General features: G+C 70.0%; 10 protein-coding genes and 1 riboswitch. Of the genes, 6 read left to right on the top strand and 4 right to left on the bottom strand.

What is annotated here, in order from left to right; all coding sequences use genetic code 11:
- Nucleotides 1-288: 288 nt before the first annotated feature.
- The 4 genes from OG295_RS06845 (at nucleotide 289) to OG295_RS06830 (ending at nucleotide 5,737) form a co-directional block, all read left to right on the top strand.
- The gene (locus OG295_RS06845) at nucleotides 289-1,752 is read left to right on the top strand and encodes an NCS2 family permease (protein WP_371676058.1); all 1,464 of its coding nucleotides are present in this window, start codon (nucleotides 289-291) and stop codon (nucleotides 1,750-1,752) included.
- A 72-nt stretch (nucleotides 1,753-1,824) separates the two neighbouring features.
- Complete coding sequence (locus OG295_RS06840; RefSeq protein WP_371676057.1) at nucleotides 1,825-2,976, top strand: XdhC family protein; 1,152 nt, start codon at nucleotides 1,825-1,827, stop codon at nucleotides 2,974-2,976.
- A 208-nt stretch (nucleotides 2,977-3,184) separates the two neighbouring features.
- The gene (locus OG295_RS06835; protein ID WP_371676056.1) at nucleotides 3,185-4,438 is read left to right on the top strand and encodes a YncE family protein; all 1,254 of its coding nucleotides are present in this window, start codon (nucleotides 3,185-3,187) and stop codon (nucleotides 4,436-4,438) included.
- Nucleotides 4,439-4,498: 60 nt separating this feature from the next.
- Entirely contained in the window at nucleotides 4,499-5,737 is a 1,239-nt protein-coding gene (locus OG295_RS06830) for a GNAT family N-acetyltransferase (protein ID WP_371676055.1), read from the top strand.
- 25 nt (nucleotides 5,738-5,762) lie between these two features.
- On the opposite strand, the gene OG295_RS06825 is transcribed toward OG295_RS06830, so the two are convergent.
- The 3 genes from OG295_RS06825 to OG295_RS06815 form a co-directional block, all read right to left on the bottom strand.
- Nucleotides 5,763-7,979, bottom strand: a complete 2,217-nt coding sequence (locus OG295_RS06825) for a germacradienol/geosmin synthase (RefSeq protein ID WP_371676054.1) — start codon at nucleotides 7,977-7,979, stop codon at nucleotides 5,763-5,765.
- Nucleotides 7,980-8,138: 159 nt separating this feature from the next.
- Complete coding sequence (locus tag OG295_RS06820; RefSeq protein WP_371676053.1) at nucleotides 8,139-8,360, bottom strand: hypothetical protein; 222 nt, start codon at nucleotides 8,358-8,360, stop codon at nucleotides 8,139-8,141.
- Between the two features lie 63 nt (nucleotides 8,361-8,423).
- Nucleotides 8,424-11,465: an FG-GAP-like repeat-containing protein gene (locus tag OG295_RS06815; protein ID WP_371676052.1), complete on the bottom strand. Its 3,042-nt coding sequence runs from the start codon at nucleotides 11,463-11,465 to the stop codon at nucleotides 8,424-8,426.
- 567 nt (nucleotides 11,466-12,032) lie between these two features.
- On the opposite strand from OG295_RS06815, the gene OG295_RS06810 reads away from it, so the two are divergent.
- Entirely contained in the window at nucleotides 12,033-19,601 is a 7,569-nt protein-coding gene (locus tag OG295_RS06810; RefSeq protein WP_371676051.1) for a polymorphic toxin-type HINT domain-containing protein, read from the top strand.
- Nucleotides 19,602-20,468: 867 nt separating this feature from the next.
- On the opposite strand, the gene cobN is transcribed toward OG295_RS06810, so the two are convergent.
- Nucleotides 20,469-24,089 carry a cobaltochelatase subunit CobN gene (cobN, locus tag OG295_RS06805; protein WP_371676050.1) on the bottom strand — a complete coding sequence of 1,207 codons (3,621 nt, stop codon included), beginning with the start codon at nucleotides 24,087-24,089 and terminating at the stop codon, nucleotides 20,469-20,471.
- A 53-nt stretch (nucleotides 24,090-24,142) separates the two neighbouring features.
- Nucleotides 24,143-24,222, bottom strand: a riboswitch (cobalamin riboswitch).
- A gap of 392 nt (nucleotides 24,223-24,614) precedes the next feature.
- Between cobN and cobG the strand changes: the two genes are divergently transcribed.
- Complete coding sequence (gene cobG, locus OG295_RS06800) at nucleotides 24,615-26,021, top strand: precorrin-3B synthase (RefSeq protein WP_371676049.1); 1,407 nt, start codon at nucleotides 24,615-24,617, stop codon at nucleotides 26,019-26,021.
- Nucleotides 26,022-26,023 lie beyond the last annotated feature (2 nt).

Here is a 26,023-nt window from a genome sequence, read left to right as displayed (position 1 = left end):
CCCCCCAGATTTCCGGGCGGTGTGACACGGGAACGTCACACTTCCAGTCGCACCGCCCGGAGCACGGAGTACCGCACCGCTCGCGGTCCTCGCAGAACCGGCAGTACCCCTGCAGAAAACCCCCACGTAGTACCAGCGGTCACCCCCGCACTACCCGCAGTACACGCAGTGCACTTCTCGCGTCGCCTCGGGCCGTCACCCCGGGTCGTGCAGCCAAACGCAGTTTCCCAAATCCCGCGTCTCCAATCTTCAAGCGGGTGCCCCTTTGAACCTTGGGAGTTAGGCACCATGACCCAGTCATCCGTGGAGCCCAAGACCAGTGCGGAGGAGGCCGGCGACGGCTCTCTGGCCCCCGCCGGACGTTCTTGGCTCGACCGGTACTTTCACATAACGCACAGAGGCTCCAACATCGGCAACGAGGTTCGTGGCGGCATCACGACCTTCATGGCGATGGCGTACATCCTCCTGCTCAACCCGCTGATCCTCTCCGGCAAGGACGTCGCCGGAGACACCATGAGCCAGAAGGCGCTGATCACGGCCACGGCCTTCGCCGCCGCCCTGACCACCCTGCTCATGGGCTTCGTCGGCAAGGTCCCGCTGGCCCTGGCCGCCGGCCTGTCCGTCTCCGGCGTCCTGTCCTCGCAGGTGGCCCCGCAGATGACCTGGCCGCAGGCCATGGGCATGTGCGTGATGTACGGCGTCGTGATCTGTCTCCTGGTCGTCACCGGCCTCCGAGAGATGATCATGAACGCGATCCCCCTCGCGCTCAAGCACGCCATCACCATGGGCATCGGCCTCTTCGTCGCCCTGATCGGCCTCGTCAAGGCCGGCTTCGTCGGCAACGGCGGGGAGTTCATGCCCCCCGTGCAGCTGGGTGCGACCGGTGAGCTCTCGGGCTGGCCCGTCTTCCTCTTCTGCGTGACCCTGCTCGCCATCTTCATGCTGCAGGCCCGCAAGGTCCGCGGCGCGATCCTCATCGGCATCGTCGGCGGCACCGTCCTCGCGGCCATCCTCAACGCCGTCGTGAACATCGACCCGAAGGCCTGGAAGAACGGTCCGCCGGAGCTCGCGGGCTCCGCGATCTCGATGCCCGACTTCTCGCTGTTCGGCAAGGTCGAGTTCGGCGGCTGGGGCGACGTCGGCGTCATGACGATCGGCATGATCGTCTTCACCCTCGTGCTCGCCGGCTTCTTCGACGCGATGGCCACCATCATCGGCGTCGGCACCGAGGCCAAGCTGGCCGACGACCAGGGCCGCATGCCGGGCCTGTCGAAGGCGCTGTTCATCGACGGTGCCGGTGGCGCCATCGGTGGCATCGCGGGCGGCTCCGGCCAGACCGTGTTCGTCGAGTCCGCCACCGGCGTCGGCGAGGGTGCCCGTACCGGCCTCGCCTCCGTCGTCACCGGCCTCTTCTTCGCCGCCTGCCTCTTCTTCACCCCGATCACCCAGATCGTCCCGGGTGAGGTCGCCTCGGCCGCCCTGGTGGTCATCGGCGCGATGATGATGCAGAACGCCCGCCACGTGGACTGGTCCGACAGCGCGACCTCGATTCCGGTCTTCCTGACCGTCGTGATCATGCCGTTCACCTACCAGATCACGGCCGGTGTCGCCGCGGGCGTCATCTCCTACGTGGCCATCAAGGCCGCGCAGGGCAAGGCGCGCGAGGTCGGTGGCTTCATGTGGGTCCTGACCGGCATCTTCCTGATCTACTTCGCCCTCCACCCCATCGAGGCGTGGCTCGGCGTGAAGTAGGTCCGGACGTGATCCGTACCTGACCCTCCACGCATCCGATACTGGAACCCGAACCCTCCGAGGAGGCCGCACATGCTGGACATCGCCGAAGAACTCAACCGGTGGGTCGAGCAGGGACGTGACTTCGCCGTCGCCACGGTCGTGGCGGTCGGCGGGAGCGCCCCGCGGCAGCCCGGAGCCGCACTCGCCGTGGACGGCGAGGGCACGGCCATCGGTTCGGTCTCCGGCGGATGCGTGGAGGGCGCGGTGTACGAGCTGTGCCGCCAGGCGCTCGAAGACGGCGAGACCGTCCTCGAGCGCTTCGGGTACAGCGACGACGATGCCTTCGCCGTGGGCCTGACCTGCGGCGGAATCATCGACATCCTGGTCACCCCAGTGCCCGTGGGCTCCCCGTGGCGCGAGGTGCTGGCCCGTGCGCTGGCCGCCGCCGCGCACGGGGAGACGGCCGCCGTCGCCCGGATCGCCGAAGGCCCCGCCGAGCTGGTGGGCCGCGCGCTCCTCGTCCAGGCCGACGGCTCCTACGAGGGGGGCTTCGGCGGACACCCCCTGCTCGACCGCACCATCGCCGGGGAGGCCCGCGCCATGCTCGACGCCGGCCGGACCGGTGTCCTGGAGATCGGCGCCGACGGCAGGCTCTGCGGAGAGCCGCTGAAGGTGCTCGTCGAGTCCAGCGTCCCGCCCCCGCGGATGATCGTCTTCGGCGCCATCGACTTCGCCTCCGCCCTGGTGCGGATCGGCAAGTTCCTCGGCTACCACGTGACCCTGTGCGACGCCCGGCCCGTCTTCGCCACGAAGAATCGTTTCCCCGACGCGGACGAGATCGTGGTCGACTGGCCGCACCGCTACCTGGAGGGCGCGGAGGTGGACGGCCGGACCGTCCTGTGCGTGCTGACCCACGACGCCAAGTTCGACGTACCGCTCCTCGAACTGGCCCTGAAGCTTCCCGTCGCCTACATCGGCGCCATGGGCTCCCGCCGCACCCACGAGGACCGCAACGAGCGGCTCCGCGCGGTCGGCGTGACCGAGCTCGAACTGGCCCGCCTGCGCTCCCCGATCGGCCTGGACCTCGGCGCCCGCTCCCCGGAGGAGACCGCGCTGTCCATCGCCGCCGAGATCGTCGCGAACCGTCGCGGCGGCACCGGGGCGACGCTCACCGGCGCGCACATCCCGATCCACCACGACCCGTCGCAGAGCGTGGTCAGCCGGATCGGTTCCGTCGCTTGAAGCGGTGCTGAGCGGCGGTAGCGCCGGGCGCCGCACCCGTACACGCCGAAAGGGCACGACCCCGCGGGGGTTGTGCCCTTTCGGCGTTCCGTCTATTTTACCCGCCGGTAACAGCAAGCGGTCCGTCACGCCCTTCCGCCCCACCTTTCCGCCCCACCCCTTTGCTGCACTTTCCGCTCCACCCTTCCCCCCTCATGGAGTCGAACGGATGTTACGAAGCCTGCGCACCCGGTACCCGCTGGCCGCGGTCCTCCTCGCCGCCACCGCCGTCACCGCCCTGGCCGCGCCCGGCCGGGCGGCGGCCCCCGCCGAACCCCTGCGCGAGGTGCTGTTCGTCGGGAACAACTGGGACGGCACCGCCGACGCCCTCGCCTCGACCGGCGACCTCGCCCGCATCGGCCGGATCAACGTGATCCCCGACAAGGAGGAGCGGCTGCGGGAGATCTACCTCAACCCCGTCAAACTCGCCTTCTTCCTCGGCATCCGGGCCGGTGCCGGAGAGGGCCACGACCAGTTCGCGGACGACATGTACACCACCCCGGACGGCTCCGCGGTCGTGGTCTCCCGCCCCAGCTTCGCCGACGTCGTCTCCATCGACGTCCGCACCGGCCGGATCAACTGGCGCTTCCCCGTGGCCGGCTACCGCGCCGACCACATGGCGGTCTCGCCCGACGGCACCCGCGTCGCCGTGTCCGCGTCCACGGCCAACACCGTGCACGTCCTCGACATCGCCACCGGCCGCGAGGCCGGCTCGTTCGCCACCGGCGACAAGCCGCACGAGAACACCTTCAGCCGGGACGGCCGTTACCTCTGGAACAGCTCGATCGGTGACGTGACCTCCGCCCTCGATGCGCCCTGGCTGGACTGGACGAAGGGCGACCGGAAGATCACCGTCGTCGACGCGCGGACCTTCCGCACCGTCCGGGTGATCGACATGCGCGAACGCCTCGACGCCTTCGGCCGCCGCGACCTCTCCGACGCCGTCCGGCCCATGTCCTTCAGCCCCGACGAGTCGAAGATCTACTTCCAGGTGTCCTTCTTCAACGGCGTCGTCGAGTACGACGTGGCCACCGACCGGATCACCCGGATCAAGGAACTCCCCGTCAACCCCGCCACCAGCACCGACCGCACCACCTGGGTCAACGACTCCCGCCACCACGGCCTGTCGATGAGCCCCGACGGCACGAAGCTCTGCGTCGCCGGGACCATGGACGACTACGCCACCGTCGTGGACCGCGCCACCCTCGCCCAGGGGCCGCTCGTCCCGGCCGACAAGCCCTACTGGGCCACGGTCGACGGCGACGGCACCGCCTGCGTCATCTCCGAGAGCGGCGCCGACCGGGTCACCGCCATCGACTTCGCCACCGGAGCCAAGCGGGTCTCCGTCCCGGTCGGCGACCACCCCCAACGGGTCCGCCTCGGGCACGTTCCGGCCGGCTGGAGCGGTCCCACGCCCTCCTGAACGGGCAGATCCGGCCATTATGCGGTGACCAGTCCGCGATGACCGATTAGTCTCCGGATCATGGTGGACATCCGCGAGGTACCCGAGGCCGACATCGACCGCGCCCAGGAGCTCGCGTACCTGGCCTTCCACGACCGCCCGGAACGGGAGGCGCGCGAACGCCACCACCGCCTGCTGAGCAGCTGCGACCGGCTCGGCGCCTACGACGAGGAGGTGCTGGTCGGCTTCATGGCCGCCCACGCCTTCCGCCTCTCGGTCCCGGGCGCCGACCTCGACTGCCCCGGGCTCACCTTCGTGTCCGTCGCCCCCACCCACCGGCGCCGGGGCGTCCTCACCGCGCTGATGGAGGAGCGGCTGCGCCGGGCCGGGGCCGCGGGCAGCCCGATCGCCGCCCTGTGGGCATCGGAACCGGCCATCTACGGCCGCTTCGGCTACGGGCCGGCCACCCAGGGCGTCACCATCGAGATCGACTCCGGCCGGCCCCTCGCCCTGCGGATCGACCCCGACCCGCGTCCGCTGCGCCTGGTGGACCCGGCCGACGCCCTCGACGTGATCGCCCCGTACCACGAGGCCGCCCGCCGCACCCGGGCCGGCCGGCCGACCCGCGGCCCCGAACGCTGGGAGCAGGAGTGGCTGTGCGAACGGGACGAGGAGGACGAGGAGTTGGGCCCGCCCCGGATCATCGCCCTCGGGCGGCCCGGACAGCCGGTGGCGGGCTACGTCCTCTACCGCACGAAGCCGCAGGACGACACGGGCCCCTTCCCGGTCCGCACCCCGGGCCTGGTCCGCGTCGACGAACTGGAGGCCGACACACCCGCCGTCGCCGCCGCGCTGTGGGACTGCGTGGCCTCCCTCGACCTGACCGGCACCGTCCGCGCCCGGTGCCGCCCGGCCGACGACCCGCTGCTGCACTTCGCCGCCGACCGGGACCAGGTCAGGGTCACCGCCCAGTTCCCGGCGCTCTGGCTGCGCCTGGTCGACGTGGCCGCGGCGCTGACGGCCCGGTCGTGGGCGGCGCCGGTGGAACTGGTGCTGCAGCTGGCCGACGTACGGCTGCCCGCGAACGCCGGGCGGTTCCGGCTCAAGGCCGGGCCGGGCGGGGCGACGTACGAGCCCGCCCGCGCGACCCCCGACCTGACCCTGGACGTACGGGAGCTGGCCGCCTGCTACCTGGGCGGGACCAGGACGGCGGAGCTGGTGGCCGCCGGGCTGGTGACCGAACACACCCCGGGCGCGGCGGCGGCCCTGGACGCGGCCCTGGCGACGGGGCCGCTCCCGCACACGGGGGACGAGTTCTGACGGGGACGGGGACGGGCCGCGGGGATCAGGCGGGCAGACGGAGCCGGGCCGCAGCCATGCCGAATCCGGGGCCCCGGACGGCCGTGGACAGGCCGTCGGCCGGCCGGTGCAGGTCCTCCTCGCCGTAACGACGGCATTTCCGGTGCCAGTTGAGGATCCCGGCCATCCAGTCCTTGAGCTCCCCGACGTACGCGTCGAGCCCGGCGCGCGCCTCCCGGTCCAGCTTCCAGTCGTCGTAGAGCAACGGCAGCTGCGACGCGACGATGTGCTCGAACTCCTGGGTGCGCTGCGTCATCAGGTCGTGGCAGATGTGCAGGGCCTGCTCGTAGCCGATGTCGAAGAAGTTCCGGGTGACGAGGACGTGGTTGTGGACCTCGCCCTCGACCTCCACCTCCTTCTGGTAGGAGAAGACGTCGTTGATCAGGCACGCGGTGTCGGCCGCGGCGTTCTCCAGCGACCGGATGGTCCCCGACCGGTAGATCTCCTCCGGGATGCCGCGCCCTGCCTGGCCGAGCCGGCACAGGTACATCGTCAGGTGCGAGCCGAAGGTGTGGCGGCGCATCTCGGCGTAGTCCACCGGGTCGGGGATGCGGTTCAGGATCAGGTTCTCCATCTCCCACACCCAGCTCTCCAGCATGCTCACCAGCGTGGCCCGGAACTCGGCACGGACCTGCGCCCCCATGGCCTCGGTGGTGCGCACCCACAGGTCGGCGAGGGAGCGCTCCATCACGGTCAGCGGCAGCGGCTGTTCGGCGTGGTCGACCGGGATCATCGAGACCAGCCGGGCCGTCGTCGCCTTGGCGGCCCGGAGGTCCTTGGCGCGGGCGAACACCACCGGGTAGTAGTCGTCCCCGTACGTCCCCCAGGTCAGCCAGCACGCGTTGAGCAGCAGGGCCTCGGGCGTGGCGTCGGGGTCGATGCCGGCCGAGCAGAGCGCGAAGTCGTAGCCGCGCAGCTTCTGTTCGTTCCAGATCGCGGAGCCGGGATCGCCCGGCTGCGGGTCGGTCAGGCCCATCCGGCGCGCCCACTCCACCGATCCCTCGCGGGCGGAGCCGAGATGGGGGCTGAGGGAGAGCTCGAAGGGCATGTGGATGTCCGGGATCACGGACGGCCCGGTGCGCTCGTAGGGGACGTGGGTGAAGGAACGGCGACGCAGTTCCATCGACCGCCGGGTGAACAGGGAGCGGAGGTCGAGCGCGGTGGTGCCGAGCCCGCTGGGGAGGAAGGGCAGGGTGAGCGGGGCCGTGGCCTTGGCCTCCTTGTTCATGTAGCGGCTGGAGACCATGTGCCACTCGTGGCCGCCCGACTGCCAGTCCTGCAGGCCCTTGGCGTAGGCGAGGACGGCCGCGATCTCGGCGGGGTCCATGGCGTGGTCGGCGAAGAGCTGGGGGAGTTCGACGAGCGCGGTCTGCTCGAACTGCTGGAGGCGGGAGGTGAGCAGGTCGTTGGAGGCCTCGGCGGCCTCCTGAGTGGAGCAGCCGAGGAAGGTCTCCAGCACCAGGATGGCGTTGGAGAGTTCGCCCTCGTGGGCGACCTCGCGCTCGTAGGAGAAGATGTCGTTCCTGATGTGCACGGCGTCGGAGAAGGCGTCGCGCAGCACGCCGAGCGGCCGCGAGTGCGCCACGCGCGCGGGCACCTCGGCGGAGACGTACTCGATCAGTCCGGCCGACCAGGGGGCGCCGCCGACCTTGCGGCGCATCTCGATGTACTCCAGCGGGTTCGCCACCCGCCCGATGTTGATGTTGGCGAGCTCCCACATCGACTCGTCGAGCAGGTTCTTCGTCGACAAGGAGAACCGTTCCCGCCAGTCCATAGACATGGCCGGGACGGTCCGCGCCCACAGGTCCGCGAGCCCCGCCTCGACGGGGTTGGTGGCCTCGGGGAAGCCCGCGGCCAGGTCCATCGGCATGAAGGCGGCGAGCCGGTCGAGGTACGCCTTGGCGCCCGCGCGGTCCTGGGAGCGCTTGTACATCTCCAGGAAGTGGTCGTCGAAGAAGAAGACCCACACGTACCAGTCGGTGACCAGGTCCAGCGCGTCACTGTCGCAGTCGGGGTGGGTGTACGAGCACAGCAGGGCGTAGTCGTGCGCGTCGAGGTCCTTCTCCTCCCAGACCCCGGAACCCTCCAGCATGCCGAAGCCGCGCGCCCACTGCTTGGTGTGGACCCGGGCTTGCTCCAGGTGGGGGTTGAGTCGCGCCGGATAGGGCACGTAGAAATCCGGCAGTTGGAACGGCTGCGTCACGGCGGGGCGGGCCTTTCGGTCAGGTGCGCGGGGACCGGCGGTTCCCGCTCCCCGCACGAGATCAGCAGGGCCATACCCGTGGTGCCGGTGGGACAAGGCGGAATTCACTTCATCGGGTGACGAGGTCGCCGTTCCCGGGTGTTCACCCTCGACCACAGGCTAGAAGGGGCGCGGGAGGCCGTCCGCGTGGAGCTTCTTGAGCTGTTCGGCGACGACGGCGGTGGGCCGTTCCGCTGCTCCGGACGGGCTGCGGGCGGTGAAGGTGGCGGTGGTGGTCCCCTGGCGCACGAAGACCACTTCGATCGAGGACTTCACGCCGTCCTGCTCCTGCTCGGCGCTGTAGGCGATGCTCTCGTCGCCGCCGGTGGCGGGAGCCGCCACGACGCTCGCCCGGCCGGGAATCCATTCCCGGCCGGGCGAGCGCCTGTTCGTGGTTCTGGCCGGCTATCCGAGGGTGCGGGCGGTGGCCCAGTCGTCTTCCTCTACGCGTCGGCCGTTGCCGATGGTGGTGCGGCCTCCGTTGTAGAGGTGGAGGGTGCCGTCGTTGCGGGTGAGGTAGAGGTCGGGGATGCCGTCTCCGTTGACGTCGGGGGTGCCGCGCAGGAGGGGCCAGGTGGTGCTGTCCCAGCCGGTGGTGCCGTAGGTGAGGTCCTTGCCGTCGGCGGAGTTGACGGCGAGGGCGAGGGAGTCGATGTCGGCTCCGCCGTTGGTGCCGGGCTTACCGCGGCGCAGGGCGAGGCCTCGGTTGGGGTCGGCGTCGTCGCGGAAGAGGAGGTCGGGGACGCCGTCGCCGGTGAAGTCGCGGACGTCGATGATGTCGCGTTTGGTCCAGCTGGTGGCGGAGAGCTGGCGGGCTTCGGTGATGCTGGCGCCGCTGTATCCGGTGAGGATCCAGAAGGTGTCGCCGGCGGTGGCGAAGATGTCCTCGGCGTGGTCGCCGTTGATGTCGGGGACGACGACGATCTGGGTGAGGGTGGCCGGGTCGGGCGCGCCTGCGGGGAGGAGGATTTCGGTGCGGCGGCTGATGTCGAAGCGGCCGTTGCCGTCGCCCTGGTAGACGTAGAGCTTGCCGTCGGGCATGCGGGCGATGAGGTCGGTGATGCCGTCGCCGGGGTACCAGTCGGTGGAGTGCGCGACGAGTGCGGTTTTGCCGGTGGCGTCTTTCCAGTAGCCGGCGGGGGCGGGTTTGCCGTTGTCGGTGGCGGCGGGCATCCAGGCGTCGACGTCGCCGGTGGCGTCGGCGGGGTAGACGCGCAGGTCGCCGGCCGCGTCGATGGCCAGGAGGTCGGCCTTGCCGTCGCCGGTGACGTCGCCGGGGCCGTCGGATCCGGGGCGGGGGCGGACGTAGAAGGTGTAGATGAAGGGGTCGGAGAGGTTGCCGGCCTTGTTGACGATGCGGACGTAGAAGAGGTTCGGTCCGGCGTTGTCGGGGTTGACGTCGACGGTGACGGTGTCCTGCCCGGTGGCGGGGACGGCCTTCTGGTCGTAGACGGGGTGGTTGAGGGACCACTGGAACTCGCGGATGTCGGCCGGGTTGGTGCCGCCCGCGATGACGGTGATCTTGCCGGGGCCGAGGGTGTTCTTGCTCCACTCGGCGCCGTCGGGGCCGGGTGCGGGGAAGTCCTCGGAGCGGATCGTGGGTTTGACCGGCTGGGAGTGGTCGACGGTGAAGGTGCAGGGCTTGTCGGTGCCGGCGGGGCCGGCGGCGGAGGTGGAGCCGTCCCAGTCGTTGGCCGTGGCGGTCCAGGAGTAGGTGGTGTTGGCGGTGAAGGACTCCCAGCCGATGGTGGTGCGGGCGACGCCGTAGCTGTCGGGCCAGATCCACTGGTCGAAGACGGCCTGGCTGTCGGCAGTGCGCCAGACCTTGAACTGGATCTGCTTGAGGTTGCCGTCGCCGTCGCGGCCCTGGACCTCGAACATGACGTCGGACTTGCCGACCTTGTTGAAGGGGGCGTCGGTCACGCACAGCCCGCCGGGGACGGTGTCCATGCCGGCGACGGTGGGCTCGTCGGGGGCCTTGTTGTACTCGACCTCGATGTACGGGGCGCTCTCGCCGTTGGCCTGGAACTTCTTCCAGTAGCTCGCGTCGCTCTCGTTCGGGGAGCGCAGGCCCAGGGTGAGGTTCTGCCAGGCGCCGCGGGCGCCTTCCTCGACGGTGGGCTTGATGTCGATGCCGACCCAGGCGTCGGGGCAGGAGCTGTTGTAGCCGTGGCCGGTGGACGTGCCGGCGATGCGCTTGCCCCAGAACGTGTCGGTGTCGGTGTTGTTCCAGGTGCTGGAGCTGGTGATCAGCGGGGTGTGGTAGACGTCGAAGGCCCTTGGGTCACAGCCCCAGGAGTACGTCTGCAGCAGGCGCAGGTTCGCCGTGCGGATCTGGGAGCCGTAGAGCTGGCTGCCGAAGTCGAAGATGAACGCGGCGCGGGAGGTACCGCCGGTGGTCGACTCGTAGCCGACGCGCGCCTCGGGGGTGCCGGAGCCGCTGTTGTAGTTCTGGCCGTTCCAGAAGCTGGAGCCGCCCTCGGTCTTGTAGAAGGTCGACCAGTTCTGCTTGTGGCCCTTGAACGACGGGTCGATGAAGACCGGGTACACGGTGTCGGCGTCGTTCAGCAGCTGCGCGTTCGGAGTCACCGTCAGCACGTTCTCCGCGGACAGCGCAGCCCCTGCGGCCTTGGCGTGGTTGCCCTCGGCGCCGTTGAGACCGGACAGGGCGAGGGTGGGATGGTCCTTGGCCTCGGGAGCGGGCTTCGCCTGCGGCTCACCTTCGGTGACCGCGGCCTTGCCCGCCGAGTCCCACATGAACGGGGTCGGGGAGGCGGCGATCTCCTGGCCCTGCGCGTCCTGCGCGCTGACCGACTTCGACGACTCGTCCAGATGGAACGTCAGATCCGGAGAGGAAAGCCGGTAGTTCAACTGGCGCAGCAAGGGGTCGGCTGCGGCCTGCTTGTCCTTCACGACCAGGACATGCGTGTAGCCGCCGTCCTGAGCGGTCATCACCAGGTCTATACCCGGGCGGACGTTCTCGTACAGGGCCCGCGGCCCGGAAATCACCGGCTGGGGCAGCGGTCCCGGCCAGGACACGACCAGATCGTGCCCATCGGTATACAGCCGTACGAGCTCACTCCACTCGGGGGCGGGCCCGTCCGCCTTCGCGATCGCCGGACTGGCCAGCGTCACCCGGGACACCCCTCGGGACGCACGGCCCCCGCCACCGGACTGACCCTTGCCGGCGGCGCTGCCCGCACTGAACACGACGCGCCCGTTGACGGCCTTCGGCGCGAACCCGCCCTCCACCCGCTCCAACGTCGTGTCGACCGGCTTCCACGCACCGCCGACCTTCGCCCGCGTCGCCAGACTCGAAACCCGCAGCTTGAACGTCCCGCCAGGCTGCGCCCACGTGCTGCTGTACGCGCTCGCCTCAGAGGTGACCTCGACCTCCTTCCCGGACTTGACGGCTTCCCGGCGGGCCTCGGTGGCGGTGACAGGCACACCGGCGTCACGCTTCGGGCCGGCCTCCGCGTGCGGCTGGTCGCCATCGCCCGGCAGGCTCAGACCGACGGGTACCGCCACAGCGACGGCAAGCAGCGCGGCGAGGCCGCCGAGATTCCGACGGCGCTGAAACCAGCGGCGCGGAACCGTGGCGCAATCACCCTGCTTTCTTTCCGGCGTCACTGGCGAATTCTCGCCCGAGGATTCATTTTCGGACATGGCAAATTCTCCCCCTCGGGCGCGCAAAATTCGCCACCCCTGGGTACTCGCAGGTAATGAGCCCGATAGTCGGGCGGTACGTAGGGCCAGCTCCCCAACCGGCCTTCACGCATGAAATGTGCGGACTGAGCATGCCGCACCGAGTGGCGCCCGTCACCTGCGAAAAGCCCGTGCGGATGGTGGATTTGCACGATTTGTTAGCACCTATGCGATTCGTAAGTGACATATTCCACATCTGATAGCTTCCTATGGCTTTCGGTCCATCTGCTGATAAAGAATCAGCGAACTATTTGTCAGTTTCCTGCTACACGTGTGTTTTCGCCGTGAGCAGACCGTGGGGGGGTCCACATGTCGCCGTTCTCGGCGCATAATTTCCGCCTGCCCGGAAACGAGAGATCGCGCGCGAAACGCGTACGTCTCGCCGGGCGCACCGGCATCACCGTCTCGGTGGCGCTGATCGCAACACTCCTGCCGGCACAGGCTTGGGCAGCACCACCGGGCGGCCGGGACGGCGTCCAACTGCCTGGACTCCAGCAGGACATGAAGGCCAAGCTCGACAAGGTCGAAGCCGCGAAACTCGAAGGATGGGACGGGGCTCCCGTTCAGTCGCCGGCTGAGTACGAGCCGTCGAAGACGACGCCTCCGGCGGCCGGCAGCGTCACCGTTCCGCTGTCGGGTGACCAGCTCGTGCAGGCGGGGTCACTTCCCGTCAGCATCGGCAGGGCCTCGCCGACACCGGAGAACCCGACGCCGCCCGCGCCCTCGGGTACCTGGACCGTCGGCGTCGAGAACCGTGCCGCGACGGAAGCTGCGAACGTCGACGGCGCCCTCATCAAGATCACGCCCCCTGTCGAGGGCTCCACCCCCGTTGACGTCCAGCTGGGCTACAAGAAGTTCAAGGACCTCTACGGCACGGAGTGGGCCACCCGTCTGCAGCTCAAGCAGCTCCCGGCCTGCTTCCTGACCACGCCTCAGCTTCCCGAGTGCTCCGCCGCCCAGGACGTCCCGAGCGTCAACGACCCCGCGACCGGTACTGTCCGCGCGACCGTAGACCCGGCCACCACCCCCGCCCAGGGCCTGCGCACCATGAGCGGCGCGAGCGGCGGACCGACGGTCCTCGCAGCCTCCGACGGCGCCTCCGGCGCGGGCGGCACCTACAAGGCCACCTCCCTGTCACCCTCCGGATCCTGGAGCGCGGGCGGCAGCGGTGGAGGCTTCTCCTGGTCCTACCCGCTGGAGGTGCCCGCGCCGCCCGCAGGCCCCTCGCCCAAGATCGGGTTTGGGTACTCCTCCCAGGCGGTGGACGGCAAGACGTCCGTGGCCAACGGCCAGGCCTCCTGGGTCGGTGACGGCTGGGACTACGAACCCGGCTACATCGAGCGCCGCTACCGCTCCTGTTCGGACGACCTGAAGGCCAACCCGGCCAAGCCGAACAACGACAACGCCACGGACAAGAAGAAGAGCGACCTGTGCTGGGCGGGCGACAACGTCGTCATGTCCCTGGGCGGCAGCACGACCGAACTCGTCCACGACGCCGCCACCGGCCAGTGGATCCCTGCCGGCGACGACGGTTCCAAGATCGAACGCAAGACCGACACCGCCGTCCCGAACGGCGCCAAGGACGGAGAGTACTGGGTCGTCACCACGCGCGAGGGCATCCGCTACTTCTTCGGCCGCCACGACGTGGACGGTGCCGGAAGCCGCCCGGTCACCAACTCGGTCCTCACCGTCCCGGTCTTCGGCAACCACCCCGGTGAACCCTGCTACCAGACCTCCTACGCGGCCTCGTCGTGCGACCAGGGCTGGCGGTGGAACCTCGACTACGTCGAGGACCTCAACGGCAACGCCATGATCATCGACTGGGCCAAGGAGACCAACCGCTACGCCAAGAACGAGAAGTTCAAGGAAGCGGTCACCTACGCCCGGGCCGGCTACCCCACCCAGATCACCTACGGCCTGCGCAGCGACAACCTCTCCGGCCCTCCGGCCGCCAAGGTCGAGTTCACCGTCGCCGAACGCTGCGTCAAGGAAGGCACCACGCAGTGCTCCGACGCCGAGTTCGAAGGCAACAACTACGGCGACAAGCAGCCCTGGTGGGACACTCCCTCCACCCTCAACTGCAAGGCCACCGCCAAGGACTGCTACACCGGCTCGCCGACGTTCTGGACGCGTAAGCGCCTCACCTCGGTCGTCACCTACGGTCAGCGCACTGAGGGCTCCACCGCACTGTCCCTCGTGGACCGCTGGAATCTCGCCCAGTCCTTCCCGCGTCAGCGCACCGACACCCACCCGCCCCTGTGGCTGGAGTCGATCACCCGCACGGGCTACGGCACCACCAAGGACGGCGCCGGGAACCAGGAAAGCACCACGCTTCCGCCGGTCTCCTTCCTCGCCAACGTCCAGGACATGCCGAACCGCGTCGCCACCGGACCCAACGACGCCACCCCCGACTTCGACCGCCTGCGGGTGGAGACCATCCGCAGTGAAACCGGCGGCGAAACGAAGGTCGACTACTCGGCGCCGTGCCCCGTCGGCGGCACGCACCCCAAGCCGGAGGAGAACACCACCCGCTGCTACCCGGTCCACTGGTCCCCGGACGGCGAGGTCGAGAAGCCTCCGCTGGAGTGGTTCAACAAGTACGTCGTCGACAAGGTCACCGAGAAGGACCGCGTTTCGCGCCAGCCGGACGTAGTCACCGGCTACACGTACGAGGGCGACGCCGCCTGGGCGAAGGACAGCGACGAGTTCTCCAAGCCCGAGCTGCGCACGTACAGCCAGTGGCGCGGATACGGCAGTGTCGTCGTCATCAAGGGCGTGACCGCCAACGCGGGCAAATCCGACGCGACAGAACAGTCCCAGACCCGGACCCGGTTCTTCCGAGGCATGTCCGGCGACGCCGGCCGTGCCAAGATCACGATCAAGGACTCCACCGGGACCGAGGACCTCGCCGAGGACCTGCCCCAGTACCAGGGGCTCTCGGCCGAGAGCATCACCTACACGACGACCGGCGGCACCATCGCCTCCCGCGTCCTCACCTGGCCCTGGAGCCAGCAAACCGCCACCCGGCCCCGGGACGGCACCACCCCCCTGAACGCCTACCGTTCAGGATCCTCGCGCACCGACTCGATCGAGACGATCAGCGGCGGCGCCACCCGGACCCTGCGGACCCGGACCACGTACGAGCCCACCTACGGGCTGACCGCGTCCATCCAGTCCGAGGCCATCAGCCCCAACGGAACCGGCGGCTGGCAGACCACCCACCAGACGTGCGCGACGACGAGCTACGTCCACAACACCGCCAAGAACCTGATCGGTCTCCCCTCACGCCTGCGCACCACAGCCGGCGACTGCACACAGGCCGCAACCGGGGCGCTCCTCTCGGACAGCCGCACCGCCTACGACGCGCTCGGCGCCTTCGGTACGACCCCGACCAAGGGCCTCATCTACCAGGTCGACACCAACGACAGCGCCGGTACTGGATGGATCACCACCGCCCGTACCGAGTACGACGCGCTCGGCCGGTCCATCAAGGTCTACGACGCGGCCGGCAACACCGTCACCACCTCCTACACACCGGCCACCGGCCCGGCATTCTCCGTGTCCGGCACCAACGCGGTCGGCCACACGATCACCACCAAGACCGACCCCGGTCGCAGCGCCCCGATCGAGAACACCGACGCCAACGGCCGCAAGATCACGACCACCTACGACAACCTCGGCCGGTCCACGGCCGTATGGACCACCTCGCAGAACCCGGCGACCGACAAGGCCGCGTTCACCTTCAGCTACCAGATTTCCGAGCACGAACCGCCGGTCGTCACCAGCGGCACCCTGCAGGACGACGGGACCTACACCAAGGCCCTCACCATCTACGACGGCCTGCTGCGCCCGCGCCAGAGCCAGGGAGAGGCGCTGGGCGGCGGACGCCTGATCACGGACACCCTCTACAGCGCCAACGGCACCGTCTGGCACGTCAACAGCGGCTACTACGCCGAGGGCACACCAGAGAAGAAGATCTTCGTTCCCGAGAGCGTCTTCCGGATTCCGAACTCCACCGAGACGGCCTATGACGGCCTCGGCCGGGCGGTGCGCACCACGACCCTCTTCTCGGACGTCCCGCAGTACTCGTCCGTCGTGCAGTACGGCGGGGACTACACCCTGGCCCGCGGCCCCATGTCCGCCGACGGCACGACCCCTCTCAAGGGGAGCAGCGCGTCGAGGACCTGGACCGACCCGATGGGCCGCACCTCCGCCGTCGAGCAGGCCACAGCGGCCGACCTTACGACCTGGAACAGGACCTCGTATCTCTACGACGTCCGCAACAAGCTGCAATCGGTCACCGACGCCGCCGGCAACAAGTGGACCTACGAGTACGACGTCCGCGGCCGCATGACGGCATCGGAGGACCCGGATACCGGCCGCTCCGAGTTCGGCTTCAACAACCTCGACCAGCGGGTCTGGTCGAAGGACTCACGGGGCCGCCTGCAGTACACGACCTACGATCCCCTCGGACGCACGACCGAAGTGCGCGACGACGCGTCGAACGGACCGCTGGTCGCCTCATGGGCCTTCGACTCACTGCCCGGAGCCAAGGGCCAGCCCGTGTCCTCCACCCGCTTCGAGGGCGGAGCGGCCTACCGGAGCGAGGTCACCAGCTACGACTCCGAGTACCGGCCGACCGGATCTAAGATCACCATCCCGGATGTTCCCGGCACGAAGGGCTTGGCCGGCACCTACGCCTCCAACACCACCTACACCCCGACCGGCAAGGTCCAGTCGACCACCTCACCCGCTACCCCCGGCGGCCTGGCCGCCGAAAAGCTGATCACCCGCTACAACTCCGAGGGCATGCCGCAGAGCATGTCCGGCCTGGCCTGGTACACCGCCGACGTCAAGTACAGCCCGTTCGGCGAAGTCCTTCGCACCGCGTCGGGCAACGCACCGAACCGGGTGTGGACCACCAACCAGTACAACCCGAACACCGGCCAGATCACCAACCAGGTATACGACCGCGAAACCGGACCCAACAACCGGATCAGCGATGTCTCCTACGCCTACGACCCGGCCGGCAACATCGCGTCCATCACCGACAGCCAGCCCGGAGGCCGTGAAGACCGGCAGTGCTTCGCCTACGACCCGATGGGCTCGCTGACGAAGGCCTGGACCGGCAAGACGGCAGCCTGCAACGGGCCGAGCCTGGCGGACGTGACCGCGGGACCGGACGGTGACGGCTACTGGCAGGAGTACCAGTTCGATGCCATAGGCAACCGCACCAAACTCGTCAACAAAGACCTGACCAACAGCGCTCTCGACGACGAGACCACCTACACCTACGGCGTCACCGTCACCGGCGGCGCGCAGCCGCCGATCACCACTCAGCCCCACGCCCTCGCGAAGGCCGAGAAGACCACCCGAAACCCGGGCTCCACGGTCACCTCACTCTCCAACTACACCTACGACCCCTCCGGCAACACAACCAGCCGGCGCATCGGCGGTGACACCCAGACCCTGACCTGGGACCGGCGCAACAAGATCACCTCGGCCGGCAGCCCCGGCATCGGGGCAGTCTCCGTCATCGGCGGCTCCGGCAAGTGCATCGACATCGAATCCGGCGCCACCGCCGACGGCACTCCCGTCCAGATCTATCCGTGCAACGAGTCCAAGGCGCAGCAGTGGCGCCTGACCGACAACACCGTCCGCGCCCTGGACAAGTGCCTCACCACCAGCGGCACCAAGCTGGTTCTGGCCACCTGCGACGGCAGCGACAAGCAGAAGTTCGTCTACCGCGCCGGTGACAAGTCGCTCAACAACCCGGCCACCAACCAGTGCGTCGACGTCCCCAACGACGCCGCCGACGGCAGCGACCTCCAGCTGTGGTCCTGCAACGCCACCGGTCCCCAGCAGTTCACCTTCGACAGCACCACGACCTACATCTACGACGCCTCGGGCAACCGGCTCATAGAGGAAACCGGCAGCAGCCGCACCCTCTACCTCGGTGACACCGAGGTCACCGTCAACAAGGCCGGCCAGGCCATCGACGCCATCCGCTACTACAGCGGCCCCGAGGCCACCACCGTCCGCCGTACCGGCGGAAAGGCCGACAACCACCAGCTCAGCATCCAGCTCGCCGACCACCACGGCACGGCCACCACCTCGATCGATCTCGCCGGCGGCCAGAACGTGACCCGCCGCAAGTCCGACCCGTACGGCAACGCCCGCGGTGTCCAGCCGGGCAACTGGCCGGGCAGCCGAGGTTTCCTCGGCAGCGGCATCGACGACAGCAACACCGACCTGACCCACCTCGGTGCCCGCGAGTACGAGTCCACCACCGGCCGCTTCATCTCCGTCGACCCGGTCATCGACATCACCAGCCCGACGCAGATGAACGGGTACACCTACGCCAGCGGCGACCCCGTCAACGGCAGCGACCCCTCCGGCCTCATCGAGACCGACTGCTTGCACGGCAACTGCGGCGGCCACTACAACCCCCGCGACGACAACCTGTCAGTGGACGACCCGCGACGTCCCAAGCCGATCCAGGGCGACTACAACACCGCCTACGAACCCTCCGCCAGAACCCCGCACCCGGCACCGAAGGGGAACTCCGGAGGCGGCGGCAACAAGGGCAGCTCGGCCAAGAAGGCCAAGAGCTGCGGCCTCCTGTCCCTGTGTTCCGCCCGCAAGGCATACGACGCCACCAAGCAGTTCGTGAAGGACAACAAGGTAGCGATCGTCTCGATCGCCACCGAAGTCGTCGTCGGAGTCGGCTGCGTAGCAGCCGCTGGCGCGGCAGGTGTGGCCACGGGCGGAATCGGGTTCGGACTGGCAGCGGGCTGCGGAGCCGTCGCGGGCGCAGCCGGAGCCGCGGCCGCGAACTTCATGGATCCGAATGCCGACCACAGCCTTATGGGCGTCCTGAAGGACGTCGGAGTCGGAGCGGCGGCAGGAGCAATCGGAGGCGTCCTCGGAGCAGCGGGCGGCGCAGCCGTAGCCGCCATCGGCAAGGCCGCGGGCAAGGGAGTCGGCAGAGTCGTCTCCAAGATAGCGAGCAGAGGCGGAGGAAGCTGCCCCATCCCCAACAGCTTTGCTGCCGGAACGCTCGTCCTGTTGGCCAATGGTTCGACGAAGTCGATCGACGACCTCCAGCCCGGCGACAAGGTCCTCGCCACGGACCCGAAGACCGGTGAAACGGTCGCCGAGGACGTCACCGCAACGATCCTGGGCCAGGGCGAGAAGAACCTCGTCGAGATCACCGTCGACACCGACGGCGACGCTGGCTCCGCTACCGAGGTCATCACCTCAACGGACAAGCACCCGTTCTGGTCGGTCGACGTCTCACAGTGGATCGATGCCACCGACCTCCGCACAGGGGATTGGCTCCGGACCAGCACCGGAACCCAAGTCCGGGTAACGGCGCTGGAGCGCCGGACCGCCCCTGCGACCGTCTACAACCTCACCGTCGCCGACCTCCACACGTACTATGTGCTGGCGGGGGCCACCTCGATCCTGGTCCACAATTGTGGGGAGGTCGCGCGTAGTCTTCGCGCATTCGCAGATCTTAGCCGTCTGGGCCCTGGGAAGAATGAGGGTGCGGCAAGTGTTCTGATAACTCCTTCGGGAGGTACGTACTTTGATGTCAGTACGCGTAGGGTTGGGGAGGCGAGGCTGAGCCTCCCGCTTTCCCTTCGTCGGGTTATGGATCAGACAGGGCATCACGGTGGTTGTGCGGAGATCGGATGTATCGCGCAGGCCATGGAGGCCGGAGATCTCGTGCGAGGGAGCAGTACCCTGGCGGTTCTCCGCAAGCCATTCGATCACCCGCGATTCAGGGACGTCCTGCCGGCTTGTGGATCGTGCCAACTCGTCATGGTCAGGCTCCGAATCGCTGACCTATATCCGGGAGGTGGGGCGCCGTAATGGGTAGAGTCCTCAAGCGGTTGGCTGCAGTGCGCTGGGTTGACCTGTCGGATGCAACTGGATCGGCAGGTGGTATTCCCGCTCTGCTTTCGCGGGCGGCGTGGGCCGACGGGCCCACTTCACGTGCTGCTATAGATGAATTGTCGGATAGGGTCTGTGCGCTAGGTTTCGTGGTTTCGGAAGCTACGCCTGTTACAGTTCCATTCCTTATGGAACTGGCGGGTCACCCTGAGGCGCAGTGTCGAGTGGAGGTAATTGACTTGATTGCCTCGATTTACAAGACAACGCAGTGGGCAGATGCATCGGCTGCGGCCGATCCGAAATATCGTTCAGCCTTCCGGGAAAAGGTTGCCTGGGAGATGCGGGCGAAGGATGCAGTGCTAGCGCACAGGCAAGTCGTCGAGGTTCTTACTCAGGACGGAGACTGTGAAGTGGCGGATGCCGCTAGTCGGCTTCTTTCGCTCCTGTAGAGCTGCCGAACCATCAAGTGAATGACACCCAGGGCAGATATGGACCATCTATGGATGGTTAGTCAGTAGATAGGCGATTGGCGGCCCCGTTGGGGCCGCTGACCGTTTTTATACAGGAAGGCCGCGAGGGTGCGGTGTTCGGCGCTGAGGGCCGGCGCCTACTCGGGGTCCTGGGGCATGAGCGGGAACAGGCCGTTCTCCTCGCCCTTGCGGTGGGTGGGGAGAACGGCCTGCATGGTGCCACCAGGGGGCGTGCCCCGGGAAGGCTTCCCGGGGCACGGGAGCGGAGGGTGTCACCCGCCGCATTCGCCATCGATTCGTGTTCGGCGGGGAACTTCTCGATGAGCGGGCTTGGTGGCAGCTGTAGTAGTGACAGATGCCGGTGGGTGTGGAGCGGTTACTCCGAGTCGGCTTCCAGGTTGCCTTCCGTGTCCAGGTAGACCTGGCGGAGGGATTCGAGGATCTGGGGGTCCGGCTTTTCCCACATGCCGCGGGATTCGGCTTCCAGGAGGCGTTCCGCGATGCCGTGGAGGGCCCAGGGGTTGGCCTCCTCCAGGAAGGCGCGGTTCGTGGGGTCCAGGACGTAGGTTTCCGTCAGCTTGTCGTACATCCAGTCCGCGACCACGCCCGTGGTGGCGTCGTAGCCGAAGAGGTAGTCGACCGTCGCCGCCAGTTCGAAGGCGCCCTTGTAGCCGTGGCGGCGCATCGCCTCGATCCACTTGGGGTTGACCACGCGGGCGCGGAAGACGCGCGAGGTCTCCTCCACCAGGGTGCGGGTCTTGACCGTTTCCGGGCGGGTGGAGTCGCCGATGTAGGCCTCGGGGGCCGTGCCGCGCAGGGCGCGGACGGTGGCCACCATGCCGCCGTGGTACTGGAAGTAGTCGTCCGAGTCCGCGATGTCGTGCTCGCGGGTGTCGGTGTTCTTCGCGGCGACCGTGATGCGCTTGTACGCCGACTCCATCTCCGCGCGGGCCGCGCGGCCCTCCAGGCCGCGGCCGTAGGCGTAGCCGCCCCAGACCGTGTAGACCTCCGCCAGGTCGGCATCGGTGCGCCAGTCGCGGGAGTCGATCAGCTGGAGGATGCCCGCGCCGTACGTGCCGGGACGGGAGCCGAAGATGCGGGTGGTGGCCTTGCGTTCGTCGCCGTGGGTGGCGAGGTCGGCCTGGGCGTGGGCGCGGATGTAGTTGTGGGCGGCCGGCTCGTCCAGGGAGGCGGCCAGCCGGACCGCGTCGTCCAGGAGGCCGATGACGTGCGGGAACGCGTCGCGGAAGAAGCCCGAGATGCGGAGCGTCACGTCGATGCGGGGGCGGTCGAGTTCCGGGAGGGGGATGGCCTCGATACCCGTGACGCGGCGCGAGGCCTCGTCCCAGACCGGGCGGACGCCGAGGAGGGCGAGGGCTTCGGCCACGTCGTCGCCGGAGGTGCGCATCGCGCTCGTGCCCCACAGGGACAGGCCGACCGAGGCGGGCCACTCGCCGCCGTTGTCGGTGCGGTAGCGGGTGAGGAGGGAGTCCGCCAGGGCCTGGCCCGTTTCCCACGCGAGGCGGGACGGGACGGCCTTGGGGTCGACCGAGTAGAAGTTGCGGCCCGTGGGGAGGACGTTGACCAGGCCGCGGAGCGGGGAGCCCGACGGGCCGGCCGGGACGAAGCCGCCGTCCAGGGCCGAGACGACGTGCGCGATTTCGTCCGTGGTGCCTGCCAGGCGGGGGACCACCTCGTGGGCGGCGAAGGTGAGGACGTCGGCGACGGCCTGCGGGTGGCCCGCCGCGACCGTGGCGACCGCCTCCGGGGACCAGTGGGCGTCCTCCATCGCCTGGACCAGGGCGCGGGCCGTCGCCTCGACCTCGTCCGCCGAGGTGCGGGTCGCGGCCGACTCGTCCAGGCCGAGGGCCTCGCGCAGGCCCGGCAGGGCGGACGTGCCGCCCCAGATCTGGCGGGCGCGCAGGATCGCGAGGACCAGGTTGACCCGGGCCTCGCCGGTCGGGGCGCCGCCGAGGACGTGCAGGCCGTCGCGGATCTGGGCGTCCTTGACCTCGCACAGCCAGCCGTCGACGTGCAGGAGGAAGTCGTCGAAGCCCTCGTCGTCGGGGCGTTCGTCCAGGCCCAGGTCGTGGTCGAGCTTCGCCGCCTGGATCAGGGTCCAGATCTGGGCGCGGATCGCCGGGAGCTTGGACGGGTCCATGGCGCTGATCTGCGCGTACTCGTCGAGGTGCTGTTCCAGGCGGGCGATGTCGCCGTAGGACTCGGCGCGCGCCATGGGCGGGACGAGGTGGTCGACCAGGGTGGCGTGGACGCGGCGCTTGGCCTGGGTGCCCTCGCCCGGGTCGTTGACCAGGAAGGGGTAGATGAGGGGGAGGTCGCCGAGCGCGGCGTCCGGGGCGCAGGAGGCGGAGAGGCCGGCGTTCTTGCCCGGCAGCCATTCGAGGTTGCCGTGCTTGCCCAGGTGGATCATCGCGTCGGCGCCGAAGCCGCCGTCGGCGGAGGCCGCCTGGATCCAGCGGTACGCCGCCAGGTAGTGGTGCGACGGCGGCAGGTCCGGGTCGTGGTAGATCGCGATCGGGTTCTCGCCGAAGCCGCGCGGCGGCTGGATGAGGATCAGGAGGTTCCCGCGGCGCAGGGCGGCCAGGACGATGTCGCCCTCGGGGTTCGAGGAGCGGTCGACGAACATGTTGCCGGGCGCCTCGCCCCAGTGTTCCTCGACGCTTTCGCGGAGGTCGGCGGGGAGCTCGGCGAACCAGCGCCGGTAGTCGGCGGCCGGGATGCGGACCGGGTTGCGGGCCAGCTGCTCCTCGGTCAGCCAGTCCTGGTCGTGGCCGCCGGCCTCGATCAGGGCGCGGATCAGCTCGTCGCCGTCGCCGGAGACCAGGCCGGGGATCTCGTCCGCCGGGCCGAAGTCGTAGCCGTGGGAGATGAGGGTGCGCAGCAGTTCGACGGCGCTGGCGGGGGTGTCGAGGCCGACCGCGTTGCCGATGCGGGAGTGCTTGGTGGGGTACGCGGAGAGGACGAGGGCGATCTTCTTGTCGCGGCGCTCGATGTGGCGCAGGCGGGCGTGGCGCACGGCGATGCCGGCGACGCGGGCGGCCCGCTCGGGGTCGGCGACGTAGGCGGGCAGGCCGTCCTCGTCGATCTCCTTGAAGGAGAAGGGGACGGTGATCAGGCGGCCGTCGAACTCCGGGACCGCGACCTGGGTGGCGGCGTCGAGGGGGGAGAGGCCCTCGTCGTTCTCCTCCCACGTGCTGCGGGATCCGGTCAGGCACAGGGCCTGGAGGATCGGCACGCCCAGCGCGGCGAGGGCGCCCGCGTCCCAGGACTCGTCGTCCCCGCCCGCGGAGGCGGTGGCCGGGCGGGTGCCGCCGGCGGCCAGGACGGTGGTGATGACGGCGTCGACGCCCTCCAGCTCGGCCAGCAGCTCGGGCTCCGGGGCGCGCAGGGAGGAGACGTAGAGGGGGAGGGGGCGGGCCCCCTGGGCCTCGATGGCCTCGCACAGGGTGTGCACGAAGGCGGTGTTGCCGCTCATCTGGTGGGCGCGGTAGTAGAGCACGGCGACCCGGGGGCCGCTGTCGGTGCCGGCCGTGCGCTCCAGCCGGCCCCAGGTGGGGGAGCCGGCCGGGGGCTCGAAGCCGTGGCCGGTGAGCAGGACGGTGTCGGAGAGGAACCGGGCCAGCTGGTCGAGGTTGGCGGGGCCGCCGTGCGCGAGGTAGGCGTGCGCCTCGGCCGCGATGCCGATGGGGACGGTGGAGGCCTCCATCAGCTGGGCGTCCGGGGCCTGTTCGCCGGTCAGGACCACGACCGGGCGGGTCTGGCCGGGGGCCAGGAGGACGTCGAGGCCCTCCTGCCAGGCGCGCAGGCCGCCGAGGAGGCGTACGACGACCAGTCCGACGCCGTCGAGCAGACCCGGGAGGTCGTCGAGGGGGAGGCGGGAGGGGTTCGCGAACCGGTACGGGACGGGGCCGTCCGCCGTGTTCGCGGCGCGAGCGCTGAGCAGATCGGTGTCGGACGTCGACAGCAGCAGGATCATGCGGCGGCAGGCCTTCCTCGGGGTTTCCGCGCCCCGGGCAGTGAGGACGGCGGGAGTTCCTGACTCACCCGGCGCGGGTGCTCCGCGGGGTTCACAGTGGCGGGACCGCGCCGGAATCGCACCGGGCTTCCTCCCATGTCGCCGTCCTCGGCGATGACGGGCCGAACGGCCCGTCGGAAGGTCATCTTAGGCGGCGTCGTCCCTGGCCGGGAGTGGGGGTGGTCGGGCGGCCCCGGTCGGCGGGGCCGGTGCGGGCGGTCGGGGCGGGCGGTCGGGCGGCGCGTCCCGGCGGCGGTGGTCGGGGCGCGGTGTCATCGCCGGAGCTCTGCCCCGCGCCCGGTGTCCCGAACCGCCGGGGCTGCGGTGCGCCCCGCCCGCGCCCCCGCCCGCGCCCCGCCCCGCGCCCCGGACACCACCGGGGCCGGAGGCGGGAATCCCGGTGCGGAATCCGGGTGCCGGGTCCGGGGCGGCGGGGTGGCGACGGACACAGGTCGGGGGCGGGCAATCGTGGGTATGCTCGCGGCCATGCCCCAGCCCCCTTCCGCCGCATCGCGGGACGAACCCGTCATACGGGAACGCGGTGACGCCTGCCCCGGCGCGCTGCGCCTGCACGCGGCCGACGACGGGTTCCTGGCGCGCATCCGGATCCCCGGCGGCCTCCTCGACGGACCGGCCGCCCTGCTGCTGGCCGACGCCGCCGAACGGCTCGGCGACGGCCACCTCGACCTCACCTCGCGCGGCAACGCGCAGTTGCGCGGCCTCGGCGAGAGCTGCGGCGGGGAGCTGGCGGAACTGCTCGGCCGGGCCGGGCTGCTGCCCGCCCCCTCCCACGAGCGGGTCCGCAACGTCGTCGCGTCGCCGCTGGCCGGCCTCGACCGGGCCGGGCTGCCGGACATCTCGGGCTGGGTGCCGCCGCTGGACCGGCTGTTGTGCGCGGATCCGGGCGCGGCCCGTCTGTCGGGGCGGTTCCTGTTCGCCCTCGACGACGGGCGCGGCGACGTGTCCTCCCTCGCGGGTGACGTGACGCTGACCGCGTGCGGGGACGGCGCCCTGGTGTGGACCGCGGGCTCTCCGGAGGGCGTCCTGGTGGCGGCCGGTGACGCCCCCCGGGCCGCCCTGGTCGCCGCGAACCTCTTCCTCGACGCCGTCGCGCGCGCCGGGACCCGGGCCTGGCGGGTGACCGAGCTGCCCTCCGAACACGCCCTGGACGTAAGGATGTTGAGCGAGCGTCTGGCCGCCGCCGGGATTCCGGGGCGGGTGGCCGGCGTCCCCGAGCCCCGGCTGGACACGGGGCACGAGCCGGGTACTCCAGCGCCCCGCGCCGCCGACGGGCACGAGCCGGGTACCCCCGCGCCCCACACCGCCGACGGGCACGAGCCGGGTACCCCCGCGCCCCACACCGCCGACGGCCCCGCCCCCGGGGTCGTGTCCGGGCCCGGGGATGGTGCCGCGCTCTCCGTGCTCGCGCCCCTCGGGCGGCTGACCGCCGGTCAGTGGCGGCTGCTGGCCGGGCTCACCGGCCGGATGCGGCTGACCCCCTGGCGCGGGGTCGTCGTCCCCGGCCTGACGGAACGTACGGCGGGCCCCGCGCTCGACGCCCTCACCCAAGCAGGGCTCATCACCGAGCCCGGCGATCCCCGACGGTCCGTCACGGCCTGTACCGGGCGGCCCGGTTGCGCCAAGTCCCGGGCCGACGTACGCGCCGACGCGCGGGCCCTCGCCGCGCGGACCGCCGGCCCGCTGCCCGTGCACTGGTCGGGATGCGAGCGGCGCTGCGGGCACCCGAGGGGCACCGCCTGGGTGGACCTGGTGGCCACCCCGGACGGGTACGAGATCTCCGCGCCCGGGCGGCCCGCCGCCCCGGCCGCGCACGCAGACCTGGCGGCGGCCCTCACGGCCGCCCGCAGCACCACCCCATCACCGTCGCTGTGAAG

It is taken from the genome of Streptomyces sp. NBC_01276 (assembly GCF_041435355.1).
Classification (GTDB): Bacteria; Actinomycetota; Actinomycetes; order Streptomycetales; family Streptomycetaceae; genus Streptomyces.
The sequence above is the reverse complement of the archived record's forward strand: the minus strand, read 5'-3'. Positions and strand labels throughout refer to the sequence as shown.